General features: G+C 50.2%; 14 protein-coding genes and 3 tRNA genes. 13 read left to right on the forward strand and 4 right to left on the reverse strand.

The genetic code is table 11. The annotated features are described in order from the left end of the window. The first annotated feature begins 102 nt into the window (after positions 1-102). Positions 103-405: a PilZ domain-containing protein gene (locus AC566Q_RS10725; protein WP_105935860.1), complete on the forward strand. Its 303-nt coding sequence runs from the start codon at positions 103-105 to the stop codon at positions 403-405. Positions 406-480: 75 nt separating this feature from the next. On the opposite strand, the gene AC566Q_RS10730 is transcribed toward AC566Q_RS10725, so the two are convergent. Next, positions 481-1,668, reverse strand: a complete 1,188-nt coding sequence (locus tag AC566Q_RS10730) for a class I SAM-dependent rRNA methyltransferase (RefSeq protein WP_499616532.1) — start codon at positions 1,666-1,668, stop codon at positions 481-483. 92 nt (positions 1,669-1,760) lie between these two features. Here AC566Q_RS10730 and AC566Q_RS10735 point away from each other — a divergent pair, with 92 nt between their 5' ends. From AC566Q_RS10735 to yghU, 3 genes are all read left to right on the forward strand, one after another. Further along, positions 1,761-2,189 (forward strand): GNAT family N-acetyltransferase, encoded by a 429-nt coding sequence (locus AC566Q_RS10735; protein ID WP_499616535.1) that lies wholly within the window; start codon positions 1,761-1,763, stop codon positions 2,187-2,189. 8 nt (positions 2,190-2,197) lie between these two features. Beyond that, positions 2,198-3,175 carry an NAD(P)H-quinone oxidoreductase gene (locus AC566Q_RS10740; RefSeq protein ID WP_499616538.1) on the forward strand — a complete coding sequence of 326 codons (978 nt, stop codon included), beginning with the start codon at positions 2,198-2,200 and terminating at the stop codon, positions 3,173-3,175. Between the two features lie 68 nt (positions 3,176-3,243). Continuing rightward, a complete protein-coding gene (gene yghU / locus AC566Q_RS10745; RefSeq protein WP_499616541.1) occupies positions 3,244-4,104 on the forward strand; it encodes a glutathione-dependent disulfide-bond oxidoreductase in 861 nt (286 codons plus the stop codon). 398 nt (positions 4,105-4,502) lie between these two features. On the opposite strand, the gene rnhA is transcribed toward yghU, so the two are convergent. Beyond that, positions 4,503-4,967 carry a ribonuclease HI gene (gene rnhA / locus AC566Q_RS10750; protein ID WP_105935855.1) on the reverse strand — a complete coding sequence of 155 codons (465 nt, stop codon included), beginning with the start codon at positions 4,965-4,967 and terminating at the stop codon, positions 4,503-4,505. Positions 4,968-5,053: 86 nt separating this feature from the next. Here rnhA and dnaQ point away from each other — a divergent pair, with 86 nt between their 5' ends. The 8 genes from dnaQ (at position 5,054) to AC566Q_RS10790 (ending at position 10,151) form a co-directional block, all read left to right on the forward strand. Beyond that, positions 5,054-5,746, forward strand: coding sequence for a DNA polymerase III subunit epsilon (gene dnaQ / locus AC566Q_RS10755; RefSeq protein ID WP_105935854.1), 693 nt, complete (start codon positions 5,054-5,056; stop codon positions 5,744-5,746). A 33-nt stretch (positions 5,747-5,779) separates the two neighbouring features. Next, positions 5,780-7,195, forward strand: a complete 1,416-nt coding sequence (locus AC566Q_RS10760; protein WP_105935853.1) for a TIGR03503 family protein — start codon at positions 5,780-5,782, stop codon at positions 7,193-7,195. Between the two features lie 186 nt (positions 7,196-7,381). Further along, a tRNA-Asp gene (locus AC566Q_RS10765) sits at positions 7,382-7,458 on the forward strand. Positions 7,459-7,485: 27 nt separating this feature from the next. Continuing rightward, positions 7,486-7,562, forward strand: a tRNA-Asp gene (locus AC566Q_RS10770). Between the two features lie 42 nt (positions 7,563-7,604). Beyond that, positions 7,605-7,681 (forward strand) — tRNA-Asp (locus tag AC566Q_RS10775). Positions 7,682-7,902: 221 nt separating this feature from the next. Further along, a complete protein-coding gene (gene lolD / locus AC566Q_RS10780) occupies positions 7,903-8,598 on the forward strand; it encodes a lipoprotein-releasing ABC transporter ATP-binding protein LolD (protein ID WP_105935852.1) in 696 nt (231 codons plus the stop codon). Further along, entirely contained in the window at positions 8,595-9,827 is a 1,233-nt protein-coding gene (locus tag AC566Q_RS10785) for a lipoprotein-releasing ABC transporter permease subunit (protein WP_105935851.1), read from the forward strand. Before lolD ends, AC566Q_RS10785 begins: the two co-directional genes overlap by 4 nt. Positions 9,828-9,890: 63 nt before the next feature. Beyond that, on the forward strand, positions 9,891-10,151 hold the full coding sequence (locus AC566Q_RS10790; RefSeq protein WP_146129606.1) for a hypothetical protein: 261 nt from the start codon (positions 9,891-9,893) through the stop codon (positions 10,149-10,151). Between the two features lie 180 nt (positions 10,152-10,331). Here the strand turns inward: AC566Q_RS10790 and AC566Q_RS10795 are convergent, their stop codons facing one another. Next, positions 10,332-11,687: a dicarboxylate/amino acid:cation symporter gene (locus AC566Q_RS10795; RefSeq protein ID WP_105935849.1), complete on the reverse strand. Its 1,356-nt coding sequence runs from the start codon at positions 11,685-11,687 to the stop codon at positions 10,332-10,334. Between the two features lie 112 nt (positions 11,688-11,799). Here AC566Q_RS10795 and AC566Q_RS10800 point away from each other — a divergent pair, with 112 nt between their 5' ends. Next, positions 11,800-14,022, forward strand: coding sequence for an Ig-like domain-containing protein (locus tag AC566Q_RS10800; protein ID WP_240622010.1), 2,223 nt, complete (start codon positions 11,800-11,802; stop codon positions 14,020-14,022). A gap of 58 nt (positions 14,023-14,080) precedes the next feature. Here AC566Q_RS10800 and astB read toward each other — a convergent pair whose 3' ends face one another. Further along, positions 14,081-15,421: an N-succinylarginine dihydrolase gene (gene astB / locus AC566Q_RS10805; protein WP_499616547.1), complete on the reverse strand. Its 1,341-nt coding sequence runs from the start codon at positions 15,419-15,421 to the stop codon at positions 14,081-14,083. Between the last annotated feature and the right edge of the window lie 51 nt (positions 15,422-15,472).

The raw sequence follows: 15,472 nt of genomic DNA on the forward strand, positions 1-15,472 counted from the left end.
TGAAATTACATTGACAACTCACGGATGTCACCCTATAAACTTGTTAGTAGTAAGGCAATTTGCCTTTCCATTTGCAGTTGAGGTGAGAGGAGAAGTAAGTAGATGTTAGGATACGATGATAAACGCAACTTTTTCAGGATGATGGTTAACTCTCCGTGTCAGTTACAAATAATCGATGATGAGTCGAGCCGGACACTTCAGGCGGTGTGCAAGGATATCAGCGCAACCGGTATGTCGTTGGAAGTTGATGAGCCGTCAATTGAAGTCGGCACTCAGGTGAGCGTTAGCATCGATTCAACCAGTTCACAAATACCGTCGTTATCAGCGGTGGCCAAAGTGGTGCGTTGCGTACCAGAGTCTGATAGCAGTTGTATTGTGGGTGTTGAAATCTCTGAGATGAAATAAGTTACGGTGATCTGGTTAAGCGCTACCTCTGACGGGCAGCGCTGGGTTTCCTATGCTACTTTTATCGCTTACCTGCTATAAAACCACACAAACTAACCCTTTCAGGTAATAGCCTTCCGGGTAATTCAAACCAACCGGATGGTCAGGCGCCTGCGACAAATGTTCCAGTATCTGCACTCGTCGACCGGCATCCAGTGCCGCATCTGCAACAATTTTCTGAAACAGCGACTGCTCCATTAAGCCCGAACAGCTGAAGGTCAGCAAAATACCGCCGGGTTTAACCGCGTGAATGCCATACATGTTGATGTCCTTGTAGCCGCGGCAGGCCCGTTTAAGCGACGCTTTACTGTCGACAAACTTGGGTGGGTCGAGGATCACCATATCAAATTGCTGTTGCTGATTATGGTAATTGCGCAGCACCTCAAAAACATCGCCTTTTACCTGGCTGCACTGCTCAGGGGCAAAGCCATTGAGCTCGATATGGCGGCTGGCCATATCCAGTGCTGGTTGCGACACGTCAACGTTAGTCACATGAGAGGCACCGCCATTCAGGGCGTAACAGGCAAAGGTGCCGGTATAACTAAAACAATTCAGCACGCTGGCCTGCTCCGAGTAGCGGCTGGCGGCTAAACGGTTTTCGCGCTGGTCGAGATAAAAGCCGGTTTTATGACCGGTATGCGGGTTAACCAGAATTTTTACGCCGTGTTCAACGATTTCTACTTCTTCAGGGATGTCGCCATGCAGGGGCTGGATCAGCGGCTCGAGTCCTTCTTTCGTTCTGACATCCACATCACTGCGCTCCATAATAGCCACGTCAGGCAGTAACTTTTGTAGCGCCCAGACAATCTTACTGCGATGTTTATCGGCACCAGCACTAAGCAATTGCAGCACTGCCAGGTTGCTATACAAATCGATAGTTACGCCCGGTAACCCATCGGACTCGGCAGCAATCAGCCGACAGGCATTGGTATTTGCCTGCTGCATCAGGCGCTGGCGGAGCTGCCAGGCCTGCTCGATACGGCGCAGAAAAAACGCGTTATCGATGACTTCCTGCTGATTGAATGTCCAGATACGCACGCGTATTTGTGAAGATGGAGAATAAGCACCACGGCCTAACCATGAGCCATCAGCGGCCACTACGTCCACCGTATCACCGCTGCGGCAGCGACCTTTTACAGTTGCCACTGCACCATCGAATACCCAGGGGTGATGACGTTTAAGCGATTTCTCGCGACCTTCTTGTAATATAACGGTAGCAGGCATACTCTGACATTCTTCTTAAGTTCGACCGGCGCGCAGTATACTGGTTATTGCCGTTTACTGCACGGCCCGGTTTATTTGCCACAGGACTGGCCATGTCTTCTGCCGTTGTTATTACCAATCATTTGCATGAAATGGATTTTCAAACCATTCATGAGTTTATTCGTAACAGTTACTGGGCGAAAAACATCCCCGTGGCTACTTTACAAAAAGCACTGCAAAATTCGCTGTGTTTCGCGGCGCTTGATGCGCAGCAAAATACTATCGGGTTTGCCCGAATGGTCACCGACAAAGCCACTTTTGGTTATTTGTCTGATGTGTTTGTGTTGCCTGAATGGCGCGGTCGCGGCGTGAGCCGTGAAATACTCGATGCGGTAGTTGCCCATCCTGATTTACAAGGGCTCAGACGCTTTATGCTGGCCACCAAAGACGCCCATGGTTTATACACAAAATACGGCTTTTCACCGGTGCAAGACGCCAGTCCGTTAATGCAAATCTGGCAGCCGGATATTTATCAACAATGAGTGTTTTCATGCAATTTATTCAACATACCGAAGGTAACATGGAGTCGGGTTTGTCACTGCAAACCGCCGAGTTACCTGTTCCTACAACGACTCAGGTGCTGGTTAAAGTCGCCGCGTTTGCGGTTAATCGCGCCGATTTACTGCAGCGCGCCGGGCATTATCCGCCGCCCAAAGGCGAGAGCCCGACTTTAGGGCTGGAGGTAAGCGGGGTTATTGAGTCAGTTGGCGAGGCGGTGACCGACTGGCAGCCCGGGCAGCGGGTTTGCGCCATTGTTTCAGGTGGCGGTTACGCTGAATATGTGGCGATTGAAGCCAGTCACCTGATGGCCGTACCTGACGAGCTATCCGATGCCGAAGCGGCCGGCTTAAGTGAAGTGTTCTTAACCGCTTACCAGGCCCTGCGCTGGGTTGGTCAGATAGATAATAGCCAGAAAGCGTTGATCCACGCGGGCGCCAGCGGGGTAGGACTGGCTGCTCTGCAACTGTGTAAGTTATGGGACATCAGCACGGCGACCACGGCCTCATCAGCCCAAAAACTGGCCGTTTGTGAAGCGGCCGGGGCCGAATTACTGGTGAACTATAAGCAGCAGGATTTTGTGGCTGAGCTCAAATCGCACTGGCCAGAGGGGGTTAATATGGTGCTGGACATGGTGGCTGGCGATTACCTGAACCGTAATCTTAAAGTGCTCGCTACCGACGGCTCGATAGTGTACCTGGCCATGATGGCCGGACGCTTTGCCGACAAACTTGATATGGCGCTGTTGCTGGGTAAACGAGCCAGTGTGCGCGGCACCACACTGCGTAATCGCGACAATGACTATAAAGCCCGGCTGACAGAGGCCTTTCGCCAGGATTGTTTACCCGCGTTTAGCAATGGTGAATTAAAAGTACCGGTTGATACGGTCTATACAGTGAATGAAGTCGAACAAGCCCATCAGCAGGTGCTGAACAACAATACCAGCGGTAAGATTGTCATCAGCTGGTAATTTAGCGTTGGCACTGGTTAGTCAGGGCGTTGCCACTTCGAATTTAATGTAAATTTTCAGGAGACGTTATGAGTGAACAATATGTCCCGCCTAAGGTCTGGGTAAATGACGCTGCCGGTGGCAATAAGTGGGCGAACATCAACAGCCCGGAATCCGGTGCCCGTTTTGAGCGAGAACTGCCGGTAGGCGAGCATCCACTGCAGCTTTATTCGCTGGGTACGCCAAATGGTCAGAAGGTCACCATTATGCTGGAAGAGTTGCTTGCCGCAGGTGTTTCAGCCGCAGAGTATGATGCGTTCCTGATTAACATCGGTGACTCCGATCAGTTCTCATCGGGGTTTGTGGCGGTGAATCCGAATTCTAAAATCCCGGCGTTAGTTGATAAATCAGGCGATCAAGACGTGAACGTGTTCGAATCAGCGTCTATTTTGGTTTATCTTGCGGAGAAGTTTGGTCAGTTTCTGCCCGCAAAAGGTTTCGCCAGAACCCAAACCCTTAACTGGTTGTTCTGGGCACAGGGCTCCGCACCGTTTTTAGGTGGCGGCTTTGGCCATTTTTATGCCTATGCTGATGAAAAACAGGAATACCCGATTAATCGCTTTGCCATGGAAGCGAAACGTCAGTTGGATGTGCTGGATAAGCATCTGGCGCAGAATACCTATATGGCGGGCGATGAATACACGGTAGCTGATATGGCTATCTGGCCATGGTATGGCAGTTTAGCCCTGGGCAATCTGTATAACGCCGCCGAGTTTCTGCAGGTTCACACGTATACTCATGTAAGGCGCTGGGCGGGGCAGGTTCAGTCTCGGGAGGCAGTGCAGCGAGGCCGGATAGTGAATCGCACCTTTGGCGAGGAGTGGGAACAACTTCGGGAGCGCCATGAGGCTGCAGATATTGATAAAGTGCTGGCTAATAAGCCTGCTTAAGATGCCTGGTAGTAAGAATTATTTCATTAAATAGTTCTTTCAGATATAGGTTTTTGCTTACTTTATAGTGTTAGTGCATAAGGCTGTTTATAGATGGTTGCCGGAGTCGCCGGCAGCGACCAAAGGGTGTTGTGCGACCCGGTGACCGGGAACCACTCTAGACTCCCCGCAGCCCTTATCAGTGAAAAGCGTCATCGTCACTGACAGAACAAACTGGACCGTCAATGACGGCACATCCCTGTGCCGCATCGACTGAATCCTCATCCATGATGATTCTTCCAGTTTGTTATGTCTGCCAGTGACAATGACAACACTGAATAAGGGCACAAGTTCTTCTTTCTTAGACTTAAATACCAGGATGACCAAAAGTCACGTTTTCTGAATGCCGTGCCAATTGATTAGGGGTTATAACCGGTATCTTCTTTGGTCGGTGATTCGGCAGCGTTACGGGCTAAATCATCGCAGCGTTCATTTTCCGGGTGGCCACTGTGACCTTTTACCCAGTGCCAGTTTACTTCATGTTGCTGGATCACCTCGTCGAGGGCCTGCCACAGATCGGCATTTTTTACCGGCTTCTTGTCTTTGGTACGCCAGCCATTGCGCCGCCAGTTGTGGATCCACTGATTGATACCGTTCTTTACGTACTGACTATCGGTGGTGAGTTCCACCTGGCAGGGTTTAGTCAGTAATTTGAGCGCCTCAATGGTGGCCAGCAGTTCCATACGGTTGTTGGTGGTTAGCGTAAAGCCTTCGCTAATTTCTTTACGGTGCTTGCCATAAATTAAGATTGCACCATAGCCACCAGGGCCGGGATTGCCTAAACAAGAGCCGTCGGTATAAATATGCACAGATTGTTGGGCCACGGATTCTCCTTTTTTTAACCTCAAGCGTGGTCACTTGGCAGTGGCTTGGTATACTACCGCAATCAGCAATAAGATAAGAGTGGTTTATGCGTCAAATAGTACTGGATACGGAAACAACGGGTATTAATCCAAAAGAAGGCCACCGGATCATCGAAATAGGGTGTGTGGAAGTGATCAATCGCCGTCTTACCGGCAATCATTTTCATGTTTATATTAATCCCAAGCGCGAAATTGAACAGGAAGCCATTGAGGTTCACGGTATTACCAACGAATTTCTGGCTGATAAGCCGGTATTTGCCGATGTAGCCGGTGAGTTTATAGAGTTTATTCGTGGTGGTCAGTTAGTTATTCATAACGCGCCCTTCGACGTGGGCTTTATGGATCACGAATTTGCCATGCATGGCCCCACCGCGAGCGTAAAAACCAAAGAAATTTGCGGTGTGCTGGATACCCTGGTACTGGCCCGTGATATGCACCCCGGACAAAAGAATAACCTGGATGCGCTGTGTAAGCGTTATGGTATCGACAACAGCCATCGTGAACTGCACGGCGCATTACTGGATGCCGAGATCCTGGCCGACGTGTACCTGATGATGACCGGTGGACAGACCGATCTGAATCTTAGCGGTAACAATCAGGCCAATTCAGGCGGTGCTGAGGTGATCCGCCGAATTCCCCGTAATGGAAAAAAATTAAAGGTTATTCAAGCTACTGCCGATGAATTAACACAGCATGAGGCGCGTCTGGACCTGGTACAAAATCCAATCTGGCGCCAGTAAACCGGTGAATTTTGCCAACACAGGGCTAATTGGGTGAGCAGAGCATTACTGACAATCTTGAGTGTAGCACTGGCCTTTACGGTAAGTGCTCAGGAGCCTGCTGAGCAGGGGGCTGAGCCAGCGCCGGAGGCTACCGCTCGGCAAGCGGAGAGTGAATCACCCATTGCGCTGATTGGTAACGATTATGAAAATGGGATTAAGCTGCTGCAAAACCGTTTTCGTATCGATCACAATGTTAAGGAAGTCACCATGGTGTTCTTCCGGGAGTACGGCTCTGCGCCCGTGGTGCTGGTGCGCCCGGATGGCTCCAAGATATTCCAGTCGCAGGTAGAAGGCGAGGACATCTTCTGGTTCGATTCTGATACCTACGACATGATCAGCATTAAAAATCCGGTGCCCGGCCCGTGGCAGGCGGTAGGGCAAATTATCGAAGGTAGCCGCGTAATGGTGCTCTCTGACATTGCTTTGCATGCAGAGCCCTTACCTCCCATTTTATTTTCCGGTGAAATTCTCAAACAAACAGCCTACCTGACCAACGGTGATAAACCCATCGATTACAGCCAGTTTCGTGATGTGGTTGAACTGACCATTGATCTGGTGAGCACGAATAATCCTAATTACGATAATTTCGGTGCTGACGACCAGCAAATCGCGACGTTTGAAGATAACGGCCGCGGCATGGATGAAGCGCCGCTGGACGGCGTGTTTACCGGGCAATTTAATCTGAATGTACCGGCGGGTGAGTGGCAACCGGTTTTTCGCGTTACCACGCCTATGTTTACCCGTGAACAGGTCGATCCGCCACTCAGGCTTTATCCTAACCCGGTTAAAATAGACGTTGAACTCGACGGCGGCGGAAACGATTATCACAAATTGCTGATCGATGTAGACCGTGACCTGGTGGACATCAACACGTTACTGGTAGACGGTAAAGTACGCTATCCCAACGCCGACGTGCGCAACTTTTCACTCACAGAGTTGGGAGGTGATGTTCGCGAATACCTTATCATTGCCTATGATTACGGTATTTTCAGAGTAAAAATGACCGCTTATGGTAAAACTGTTAATGGCCGTGACTTTATTCTGGATGTGCCGGAGTTCACCTTTTTAGTGGCGGAACCTGAATTACCAGAGCCTGAGGTTACTGAATCGGCTGCCGACAACAACGTGGATGAAGTGATACCTGAGCAGCCGGTTATCAGTGACGAAGAAGAAGGTATGGACGACGACACCCTGATGATGTGGCTGATCATTGTTAACGGCAGTATTGTTGGCGTTGGACTGCTCGGTGCTATTGTGGTTATCGTCCTGAGGCGCGGTAAAGGCAAGGGAAGTGTGCAGCCAGCTAAAGCAAAGGCTGATGCGAAAGCCGCAGCTAAACCAGCCGAGGCGGCCAGGCCGGGATTCTTAGGCGGTCTGCTGGGTAAGTTCAAAAAGCCTAAAGATTAACCTGCAAGCGCCGGTTTTGCTGGCTTTTCGGCCAACGTGGCGAATTATCAGGCAAACGATTCAAAGAATGACATTTTCGTGAAAAAAACCGTTGACTCCTTTCGGGGTAATACGTATCATCTGCGCCGCAGTGAGGGACAGGGTTAAGCACTTACCCAAGTAACTTGCTGAAATGATTGAAAATGTGGAGCGGTAGTTCAGTTGGTTAGAATACCGGCCTGTCACGCCGGGGGTCGCGGGTTCGAGTCCCGTCCGCTCCGCCACTTTTCAGTTGTGACTAAAGGCTTTATGGAGCGGTAGTTCAGTTGGTTAGAATACCGGCCTGTCACGCCGGGGGTCGCGGGTTCGAGTCCCGTCCGCTCCGCCATTAGCCTGATTCAAAAAAGCGTATACCACTACGCATACCGTTGGAGCGGTAGTTCAGTTGGTTAGAATACCGGCCTGTCACGCCGGGGGTCGCGGGTTCGAGTCCCGTCCGCTCCGCCATTTCTCTATCGAGAATTAAATAATCCTTTTCCTGACATTTTAAGCTTATTACAAAGCAGTTTATTCTTTCCTACGCAAACCTCGCTGTCTCAGCTATATCTTATCTTCGCTAATTTAACCGTGCTGTGCCCTGACTGGTTCTATACCTTGTCTGTCCTATCGAGTACACTTGCAAACCTATGATAATAAATATTATCGCTGCATTTAGTTAAGAGGACAGCATGGCAGAAAAAGCGGTATTGGTTTGCCGGGACGTCACCAAAACCTATCATGACGGTAACGAAAAAGTATCGGTACTCAGTGAGGTATCATTTACCCTCGCGCGGGGCGAAAAAGTGGCGATTTTAGGTAGCTCAGGGTCCGGTAAAAGTACCTTATTGCATATTCTTGGCGGTCTCGACCTGCCCACCTCAGGGGAAGTGACCATTAATGGCCGCTCACTGGCGGGTCTTAACGCCAATCAGCTGGCCGCACTGCGTAATAATGAACTCGGCTTTATCTATCAGTTTCATCACTTGCTGGCTGAGTTCAGTGCTCTGGAAAATGTTGCGATGCCATTACTCATTGCCGGCACAGGTAAAGCCGAGGCAGAAAAACAGGCGGCGGCGCTACTGGAAAAAGTGGGCTTAAGCCACCGTTTAAGCCATCAGCCGGCAGCGCTCTCGGGTGGCGAACGTCAGCGGGTTGCTATCGCCAGGGCGCTCGTGAATAACCCGTCTATAGTATTGGCTGACGAACCTACGGGGAACCTCGATAAGAAAACCGGCGATCAGATATATCAGTTACTGTGTGAACTCAGTGAGCAAATGGGTACCAGCTTTATTGTGGTAACTCATGATATTGCCCTGGCCAATGCTATGGACCGAGTATTGCAACTCACTGATGGTTCACTGGTAGTCCAGCGGAGTGAGTCGTGAATCTCAGCTTACAACTGGCGCGCCGCTTTCGTCGCGGTAAAAGCAGTAACCGCTACATTTCCTTTGTATCGTTATCATCGACGCTGGGGATCGGCTTAGGCTGTTTTGTACTGATTATTCTGCTGAGTGTTATGAATGGCTTTGAACGTGAGTTACGCGAACGTTTGCTGGCCATTATTCCTCATGCCGAACTCTTCTCGATTAACCAGCAGGGCATTGTTGACTGGCGTGAATACCAGCAGGTACTGGGCGAAGATCCTCGCATCAGAAAAGTGGAGCCTTACACTAAAATTACCGGCATGATCCAACAGGGCAGTGCACTGAAAGCGGTTGAACTAACCGGTATACAAATAAACGCGGCGATTCCGACGCGCTGGCAAAACGAAATCAGCGATGCCGACTGGCAGCTACTTCGTGAAGGTCCCAATCAGGTTCTGTTGGGTAAAGGGATCCTGAATAAACTGGGGCTCGCCCCCGGTGATAAAATCAGTGTGGTTATTCCCTCTGTAACGGAAGATTTAACCTTTGCAGCCCCAAAAAATCTGTATCTCACTGTGGCAGGCAGTATTCAGGTGGGTGGCGAGCTGGATAACCTGATTGGCATTATGCATCTCGAAACGGCATCTGAGCAGGCGGGCATTAAATCCGGCGCGCAGGGGCTGCGTTTTCAGTTTTACGATCCTTTCGCCGCCTATTCGATTATCCGCGAGGTTGGCTACGGATTTCCTCAAGCGGTATATATGTCTGACTGGACCCGAACTCAGGGGCACCTGTATGACGACATCCGCCTGGTAAGAGTGGTGGTGTACATTGCCTTATCGCTGGTTATTGCAGTAGCCTGCTTTAACATTGTTTCGTCGCTGGTGATGGCGGTAAAAGAAAAACAGGCGTCTATCGCTATTTTAAAAACCATGGGCGCAACAGATAGTCAAATCCGTAATACCTTTGTTTTTCAGGGGTTGTTAAATGGCTTTATCGGGGTCTTCTGGGGCACGTTACTGGCGGTGATCACGGCGCCGAATTTGTCATTGATTGTGGCTAAGCTGGAAGACCTGCTGGGAATAAAAGTGCTGTCGGGCGATATTTATTTTATCGACTTTTTACCCTCGCAGTTGCAGGCAAATGATGTATTGCTAACTGTTTTAGTTGCTATCGTTCTGTCGGTACTGGCAACGCTTTACCCGGCACAAAAGGCCGCTGCAATACAGCCCGCCAGAGCGTTACATTAAAGAGCGTTTTAATCTGCGGCTAGTTGGAGTATGTGAACGTTGGATATGGGATTATTCGTTTTAATGGTGTTTATACTGCCGGCGTGGGTGGCATATCAACTGGCTAAATATGAAGGCATGGCGGTGACAATCTTATGCCTCGCGTTGCCTTTTGCAATTATTCACCTGGTGGCGATGAATGCCGATTTGTTAACATCTGACCAGACACCGCCAGTGAGCACTGGTGCACCGATGGGATCCGTGGTTTATATTTTGTACGGCATTCCCTCTGCAATACTGAATTTAAGTATCCGGCTGTTGGTAAGAAAACACAACAAACGGTGACTGCATGTCACCCTGGTAAGGTCAGGAAAACTGGCGTACCGAGGGAGTAAGACTTTAAAGGGGTCCCGGATAACGCCTTTGGCGTTTCCGGGACAAAGAAAGTGCTTAGGTAATCGGCGTAGTCCAACTGTTAAGGGGGGCCCGGATAACGCCTTTGCGTTTCCGGGATAAAGAAAGTGCTTAAGCACTTTCTTTATTTTTATCAAAGTGTTCGAAGTCTACGTCTTCCTGTTGATGGCCGGCGTCCGGATCGTTAAACACGGCTTCATCCAGATCACCTTCCGATTTTGCGATAATGGTTGCTACGGTACAGTCGCCGGTAATGTTTACCGCGGTGCGGGTCATATCCAGTAAGCGGTCTACACCGATGATAAGCGCAATCCCTTCAACCGGTAGGTTCACCTGTTGTAAAACCATGGCCAGCATGATCAGGCCAACCCCGGGCACGCCAGCGGTTCCCACTGATGCCAGCGTAGCGGTTAAGACCACCATCACATAGTCACCCAAAGACAGGTCTACACCATAAACCTGAGCAATAAACACCGTGGCAACACCCTGCATAATAGCGGTGCCATCCATGTTGATAGTGGCGCCCAGAGGCAGGGTGAATGAGGATACAGATTTACCAATGCCCAGTTTATTGCGCGCGGTTTCCATGGTTACCGGGAGCGTGGCACTACTGCTTGAGGTACTGAATGCAAAGAGGGCCGCATCGCGCATCTTTTGTAGCAGGATTAACGGGTTCATACCGCTGAAAACTTTGAGTAATACCGGGTAGGTCACCAGTGCATGAATAACCAGCACAGCCAGTACCAGGAAGAAATACCACAACAATCCGCCGATGGTTTCCAGGCCGATAGTGGCAAACAGTTTAGCCATCAGCACAAACACACCATAAGGTGCCAGATTCATGATAATGGTCACCAGGCGCATGATAACGGTGTTAACATCTTCGAAAAACGCGGCTAGTCGTTTACCAGCATCGCCGGTCATTGCCATGGCTACACCCAGTAAAACCGCAAACACAATAATTTGCAGCATGTTACCTTCGGCCATTGAATTGATGGGATTAGAGGGGAACATGTCCACAATAACCTGTGATAACGAAGGCGCTTCCTTGGCGACATAAGTGGTTTCGCTTTGCAGATTAAGCCCTTCGCCCGGGGATACCAGCAAACCGCCCATAATAGCCAGCGTAACGGCAATAGCGGTGGTGAGGATATACAGGCCAATGGATTTAGCCCCGAGCCGGCCAAGCTTAGATGGTTCAGATAAACTGCTGGTACCGCAGATCAAAGAAACAAAAACCAATGGCACAACAAGCATTTTCAGGCTCGAAATAAAAATTTGCCCGAGCGTTGAAAATATACCTTCGACCAAAATGCCATACGTGGAAACTTCCACTGAGAATATCGAAAACCGCAAATCTCCGCTATCATCAAATATAAATTGAAGCAGCGCACCAATAATGATTCCGGCTACCATGCCGATAAAGATCCGTGCAGTTAAACTGTACTTGTGTGAAGACTGAGACATGTAAATTCCCTGAAATGTTATTTTATTTATAGTTCTTAGTTAGTGTGCCAGATTCATAGCAGTTTTAAATACTTAAAATGACCCAATAACGGTAAAGAGGTCCGGGAAGACGATGAAAATGCAATCTCTACGCTTAATAGCCGCCACATGGGCACTATTATTACTAGTTGCCTGCGGAGGCGGTGGTTCAGTCTCCAGAGAAGAGAATACCGGGGGCAATACGCCCGATCCTACTTATTCTGTGAGTCTTGCACTTGCCGACAGTAACGGTAATACCAGTACGTCACTCACCGGTGACTCACCACTCATCCTGTCAGCCACTGTTACCGACAGTGGCGGTAGCCCGGTTGCTAATACGGTAGTGACCTTTAGCTTTACCGTTGCCAACCTGGCCCGCTTTTCAAACGATACGGGCACGGCGCTGACCAACGATGAAGGGGTGGCGACCATTACCCTTATTGTGGGAGAACTATCTGGCTCCGGTGCGGTAGAGGCGGCGCTGGAAACCGGAGAGACGGCCCGTATTGGCTTTAGTTCCAGTGGCACCACGGCCAATGTGGAAACACCGGAATCTCTTGAACTGTTTGCCAGTCAGTCACAGTTATCCTCAAGCGGCTCAGATGAAGTAGAAGTCTGGGCAGTGGTTAAGAATGCACAGAATATCCTGCTCGACGGTGTCAACGTAACATTCTCTGCCGACAACAACGCCGCTATTGCTGAAACGCAGCCTGTCACCGATGAAAACGGCACGGCTATTGTGATGTTGCGTACCGGTGGCGACAAGGAAAACCGCACTATTAACGTTACCGCGACGGTGAGTGGCGAACAAACGCTCATACAAACCCTGAGCATCAATGTGGTGGGAACGGAAATCGAGATTAACGGCACTACATCAGCAATCATCGGCGACAGTGTCAGCCTTACGGTCAGCCTGCAGGACTCCGACAACGTGGGCATCGCCAGTGAAACACTGACGTTGCGGGTGGAAGATGAATCAGGAACCGACGTGACGGCCACCACGCTGGATGATGCAGCACCGCAAACCAGTGCTGAAGGGCGCGCTACGGTGGCCTTTACCGCGCCTGCTGCGGGCACCTTTACGGTATTCGCTAACGCTCTTAACACTGAAAGCAGCTTCGCTATTGAAGTGCAGCAGGATGAGTTTGTGTTTGTTAATGCACCGGATGTGAATGATGTTGATCAGGATATTCCGCTTAATACCGATTACAATCTACAGGTTAGCTGGTTACGTGACGCGGCACCATTTGCCGGCGGTTCAATAAGTTTTGCTATTTCACGTGGTTCAGTGGTAAGCGCAGATGCGGTGACCGATGGCAGTGGTATCGCAGATCTTACGGTAAGTTCAGGTAATGCCGGACTGGCAACTATCTCTGCCACCGGTACAGATGGCGCAGGTGTGCAGGTCTCCACGCAAATTGAGATTGCCTTTATTGCTACCGATGCAGAAACCATTATCGTAGATGCTACGCCGGACTCGATTGGTCCTGACGGTCAGACCAGCACCATTTCTGCTGTGGTTCTGGATGCCGACGGCAACCGGGTGCGTAACAAGCTGGTTAACTTTGAAGTCAATGATGTGTCTAACGGTAATCTGACCGACGCTCAAAGCCGCACAGACCGTCGTGGTATTGCCACAACCGTTTATGAGTCTAACGCGGTGAGTACCTATCAAAGTGTTGAAGTGCGTGCTTATGTAAACGATGAGCCAACGGTTGAAGATTCTACCTTACTCACTGTGGGTGACCGTCCTTTTGATATCTCTTTAGGCACCGGTAACCTGATTGAAGCACCGCAGCAGTCTTCTTACCGCAAAGAGTTCTCGGTATTTGTTACCGATGCTGACGCAAACCCGGTTAGCGGCGCAGCGTTAACCTTTAGTGCTACGCCGGTGGCTGAAACCACTAATGATGCAGCTTATGCTAAAGGCTACTGGCTATGGGATGAGGATGATTCTATCTACTACTCAGTGACAACCGCTGTCTGCGCGAATGAAGATTTGAACGGCAATGGCCGACTGGATGCAGGTGAAGATTTTAATGGTGACGGTCAGCTTACCCCGGGTAACGTAGGCGCTATTGATGCCGATGCCAACACCGATGAAAACGGTCAGGCCCTGATCAACCTTAACTATCCGAAACAATATGGTGCATGGGTACAGTTGGCCATTAGTGCCCGCGGTGAGTCATCCGGCACAGAGTCGGTGGATTCAATGAATTACTGGCTGAGCGTGTCTACCGAAGACCGCTCTACACAAGGGGCGCCGCCACCTTCAAGTCCCTGGGGTGTAAGTGCAAATTGTGGTGATACTCTGTAAGCAGTGACTGAGACCAATAAAAATGCCGGCAATTGCCGGCATTTTTTTGCGCTGATGATTATGCTTGCTGGAACGGATAAACCGACCCCAGCTTTAAGATTTGCGTTAGTTCATCCAGTGCCGTGCGAGACTCAACCAGCAGCTGCGGATCGCACAGATCCTGCTCGGTTAAGCGGTCACGGTAATGCTTGTCTACCCAGCTATTGAGGCGGGTAAACAGCGCATCATTCATAACGGTACTCGGGTTGACGGCGGCCAGTTCGGCGTCGGTCAGGGCAACGCGCAGACGCAAACAAGCCGGTCCACCACCATTGCGCATGCTTTGCTTTACATCGAAGTAATTAACGCTTTTGATGGGGGTATCACGGTTAACCAGCTCAGCCAGATAAGCGGCAACAGTGGCGTTTTCTTCACACTCTGACGGCGCAACAATGGTCATATTACCATCGGGTAAGGTGAGTAGTTGCGTGTTAAACAGATAGGTTTTAATGGCGTCCTGCAGGCCAACCTCATCACTTTTTACCTTGATAAAGTGGAGCGGTTTGTCGCCGAATTTGGCTTTTACCTCAGCCAGTGCAGCTTCACTGTTATAAAAAGCAAGCTCATGATAAAAAAGCACATTTTGATTACCTACGGCGATCACATCGTTATGGAATACGCCCTGGTCGATGACCTCGGGATTTTGCTGGATATACACCACACTTTCGTCGCTCAGACCATGCAACCGGGCAACGGCCTGACAGGCCTCAAACGTTTGTCGGGCAGGGTAGCGGGTTGGCTGGGGCAAATCATGGCGGAACGCATGACGGCCGTATACAAAAACCTCAACACCAGCATGGCCATAGGCACTGCATAAACGGGTGTGGTTGGCCGCGCCTTCATCGCCGAAATGGTCATTGTCAGGCAAGTGAGCGTGATGAGCAAAGTATTTGCTGTTGGCAAAGGTTGCCTTAAGAATATTGCCGGTGACCTGTGGCTCTAATGAGCGGTGAAATTTACTGGTCAGGTTGGCAGGCGTAAAATGGACCCGGCCATCGGCGGTATCGGCACTGGGTGAAACGGTGGCGGCATTGGCGGTCCACATACTGGAGGCCGAGCAACAGGCCAGAAACACTTCTCTGGCCTGAGCGGCTGCCTGTTCCAGCACTTTGGCATCGCTGCCTGCAAATCCCAAACGGCGCAGGGTAGCGATATCAGGGCGTTCCTGGGGTGCCAGCACGCCCTGTACCATACCCATATCAGCTAGCGCTTTCATTTTCTGCAGGCCCTGTTTGGCGGCCTCTTTGGGATTGCTGATAGCATTCGCATTAGAAAAAGAGGCGACATTGCCAAAAGACAATCCGGCATAGTTATGGGTAGGGCCAACCAGCCCGTCAAAATTCGCTTCACAATATTGCATGACAACCTGCCTTAATTTTTAGTCATTCGGTACACATGTTGTTGAGCAAAG

The sequence above is a fragment of the Alteromonas sp. H02 genome, from assembly GCF_059682525.1.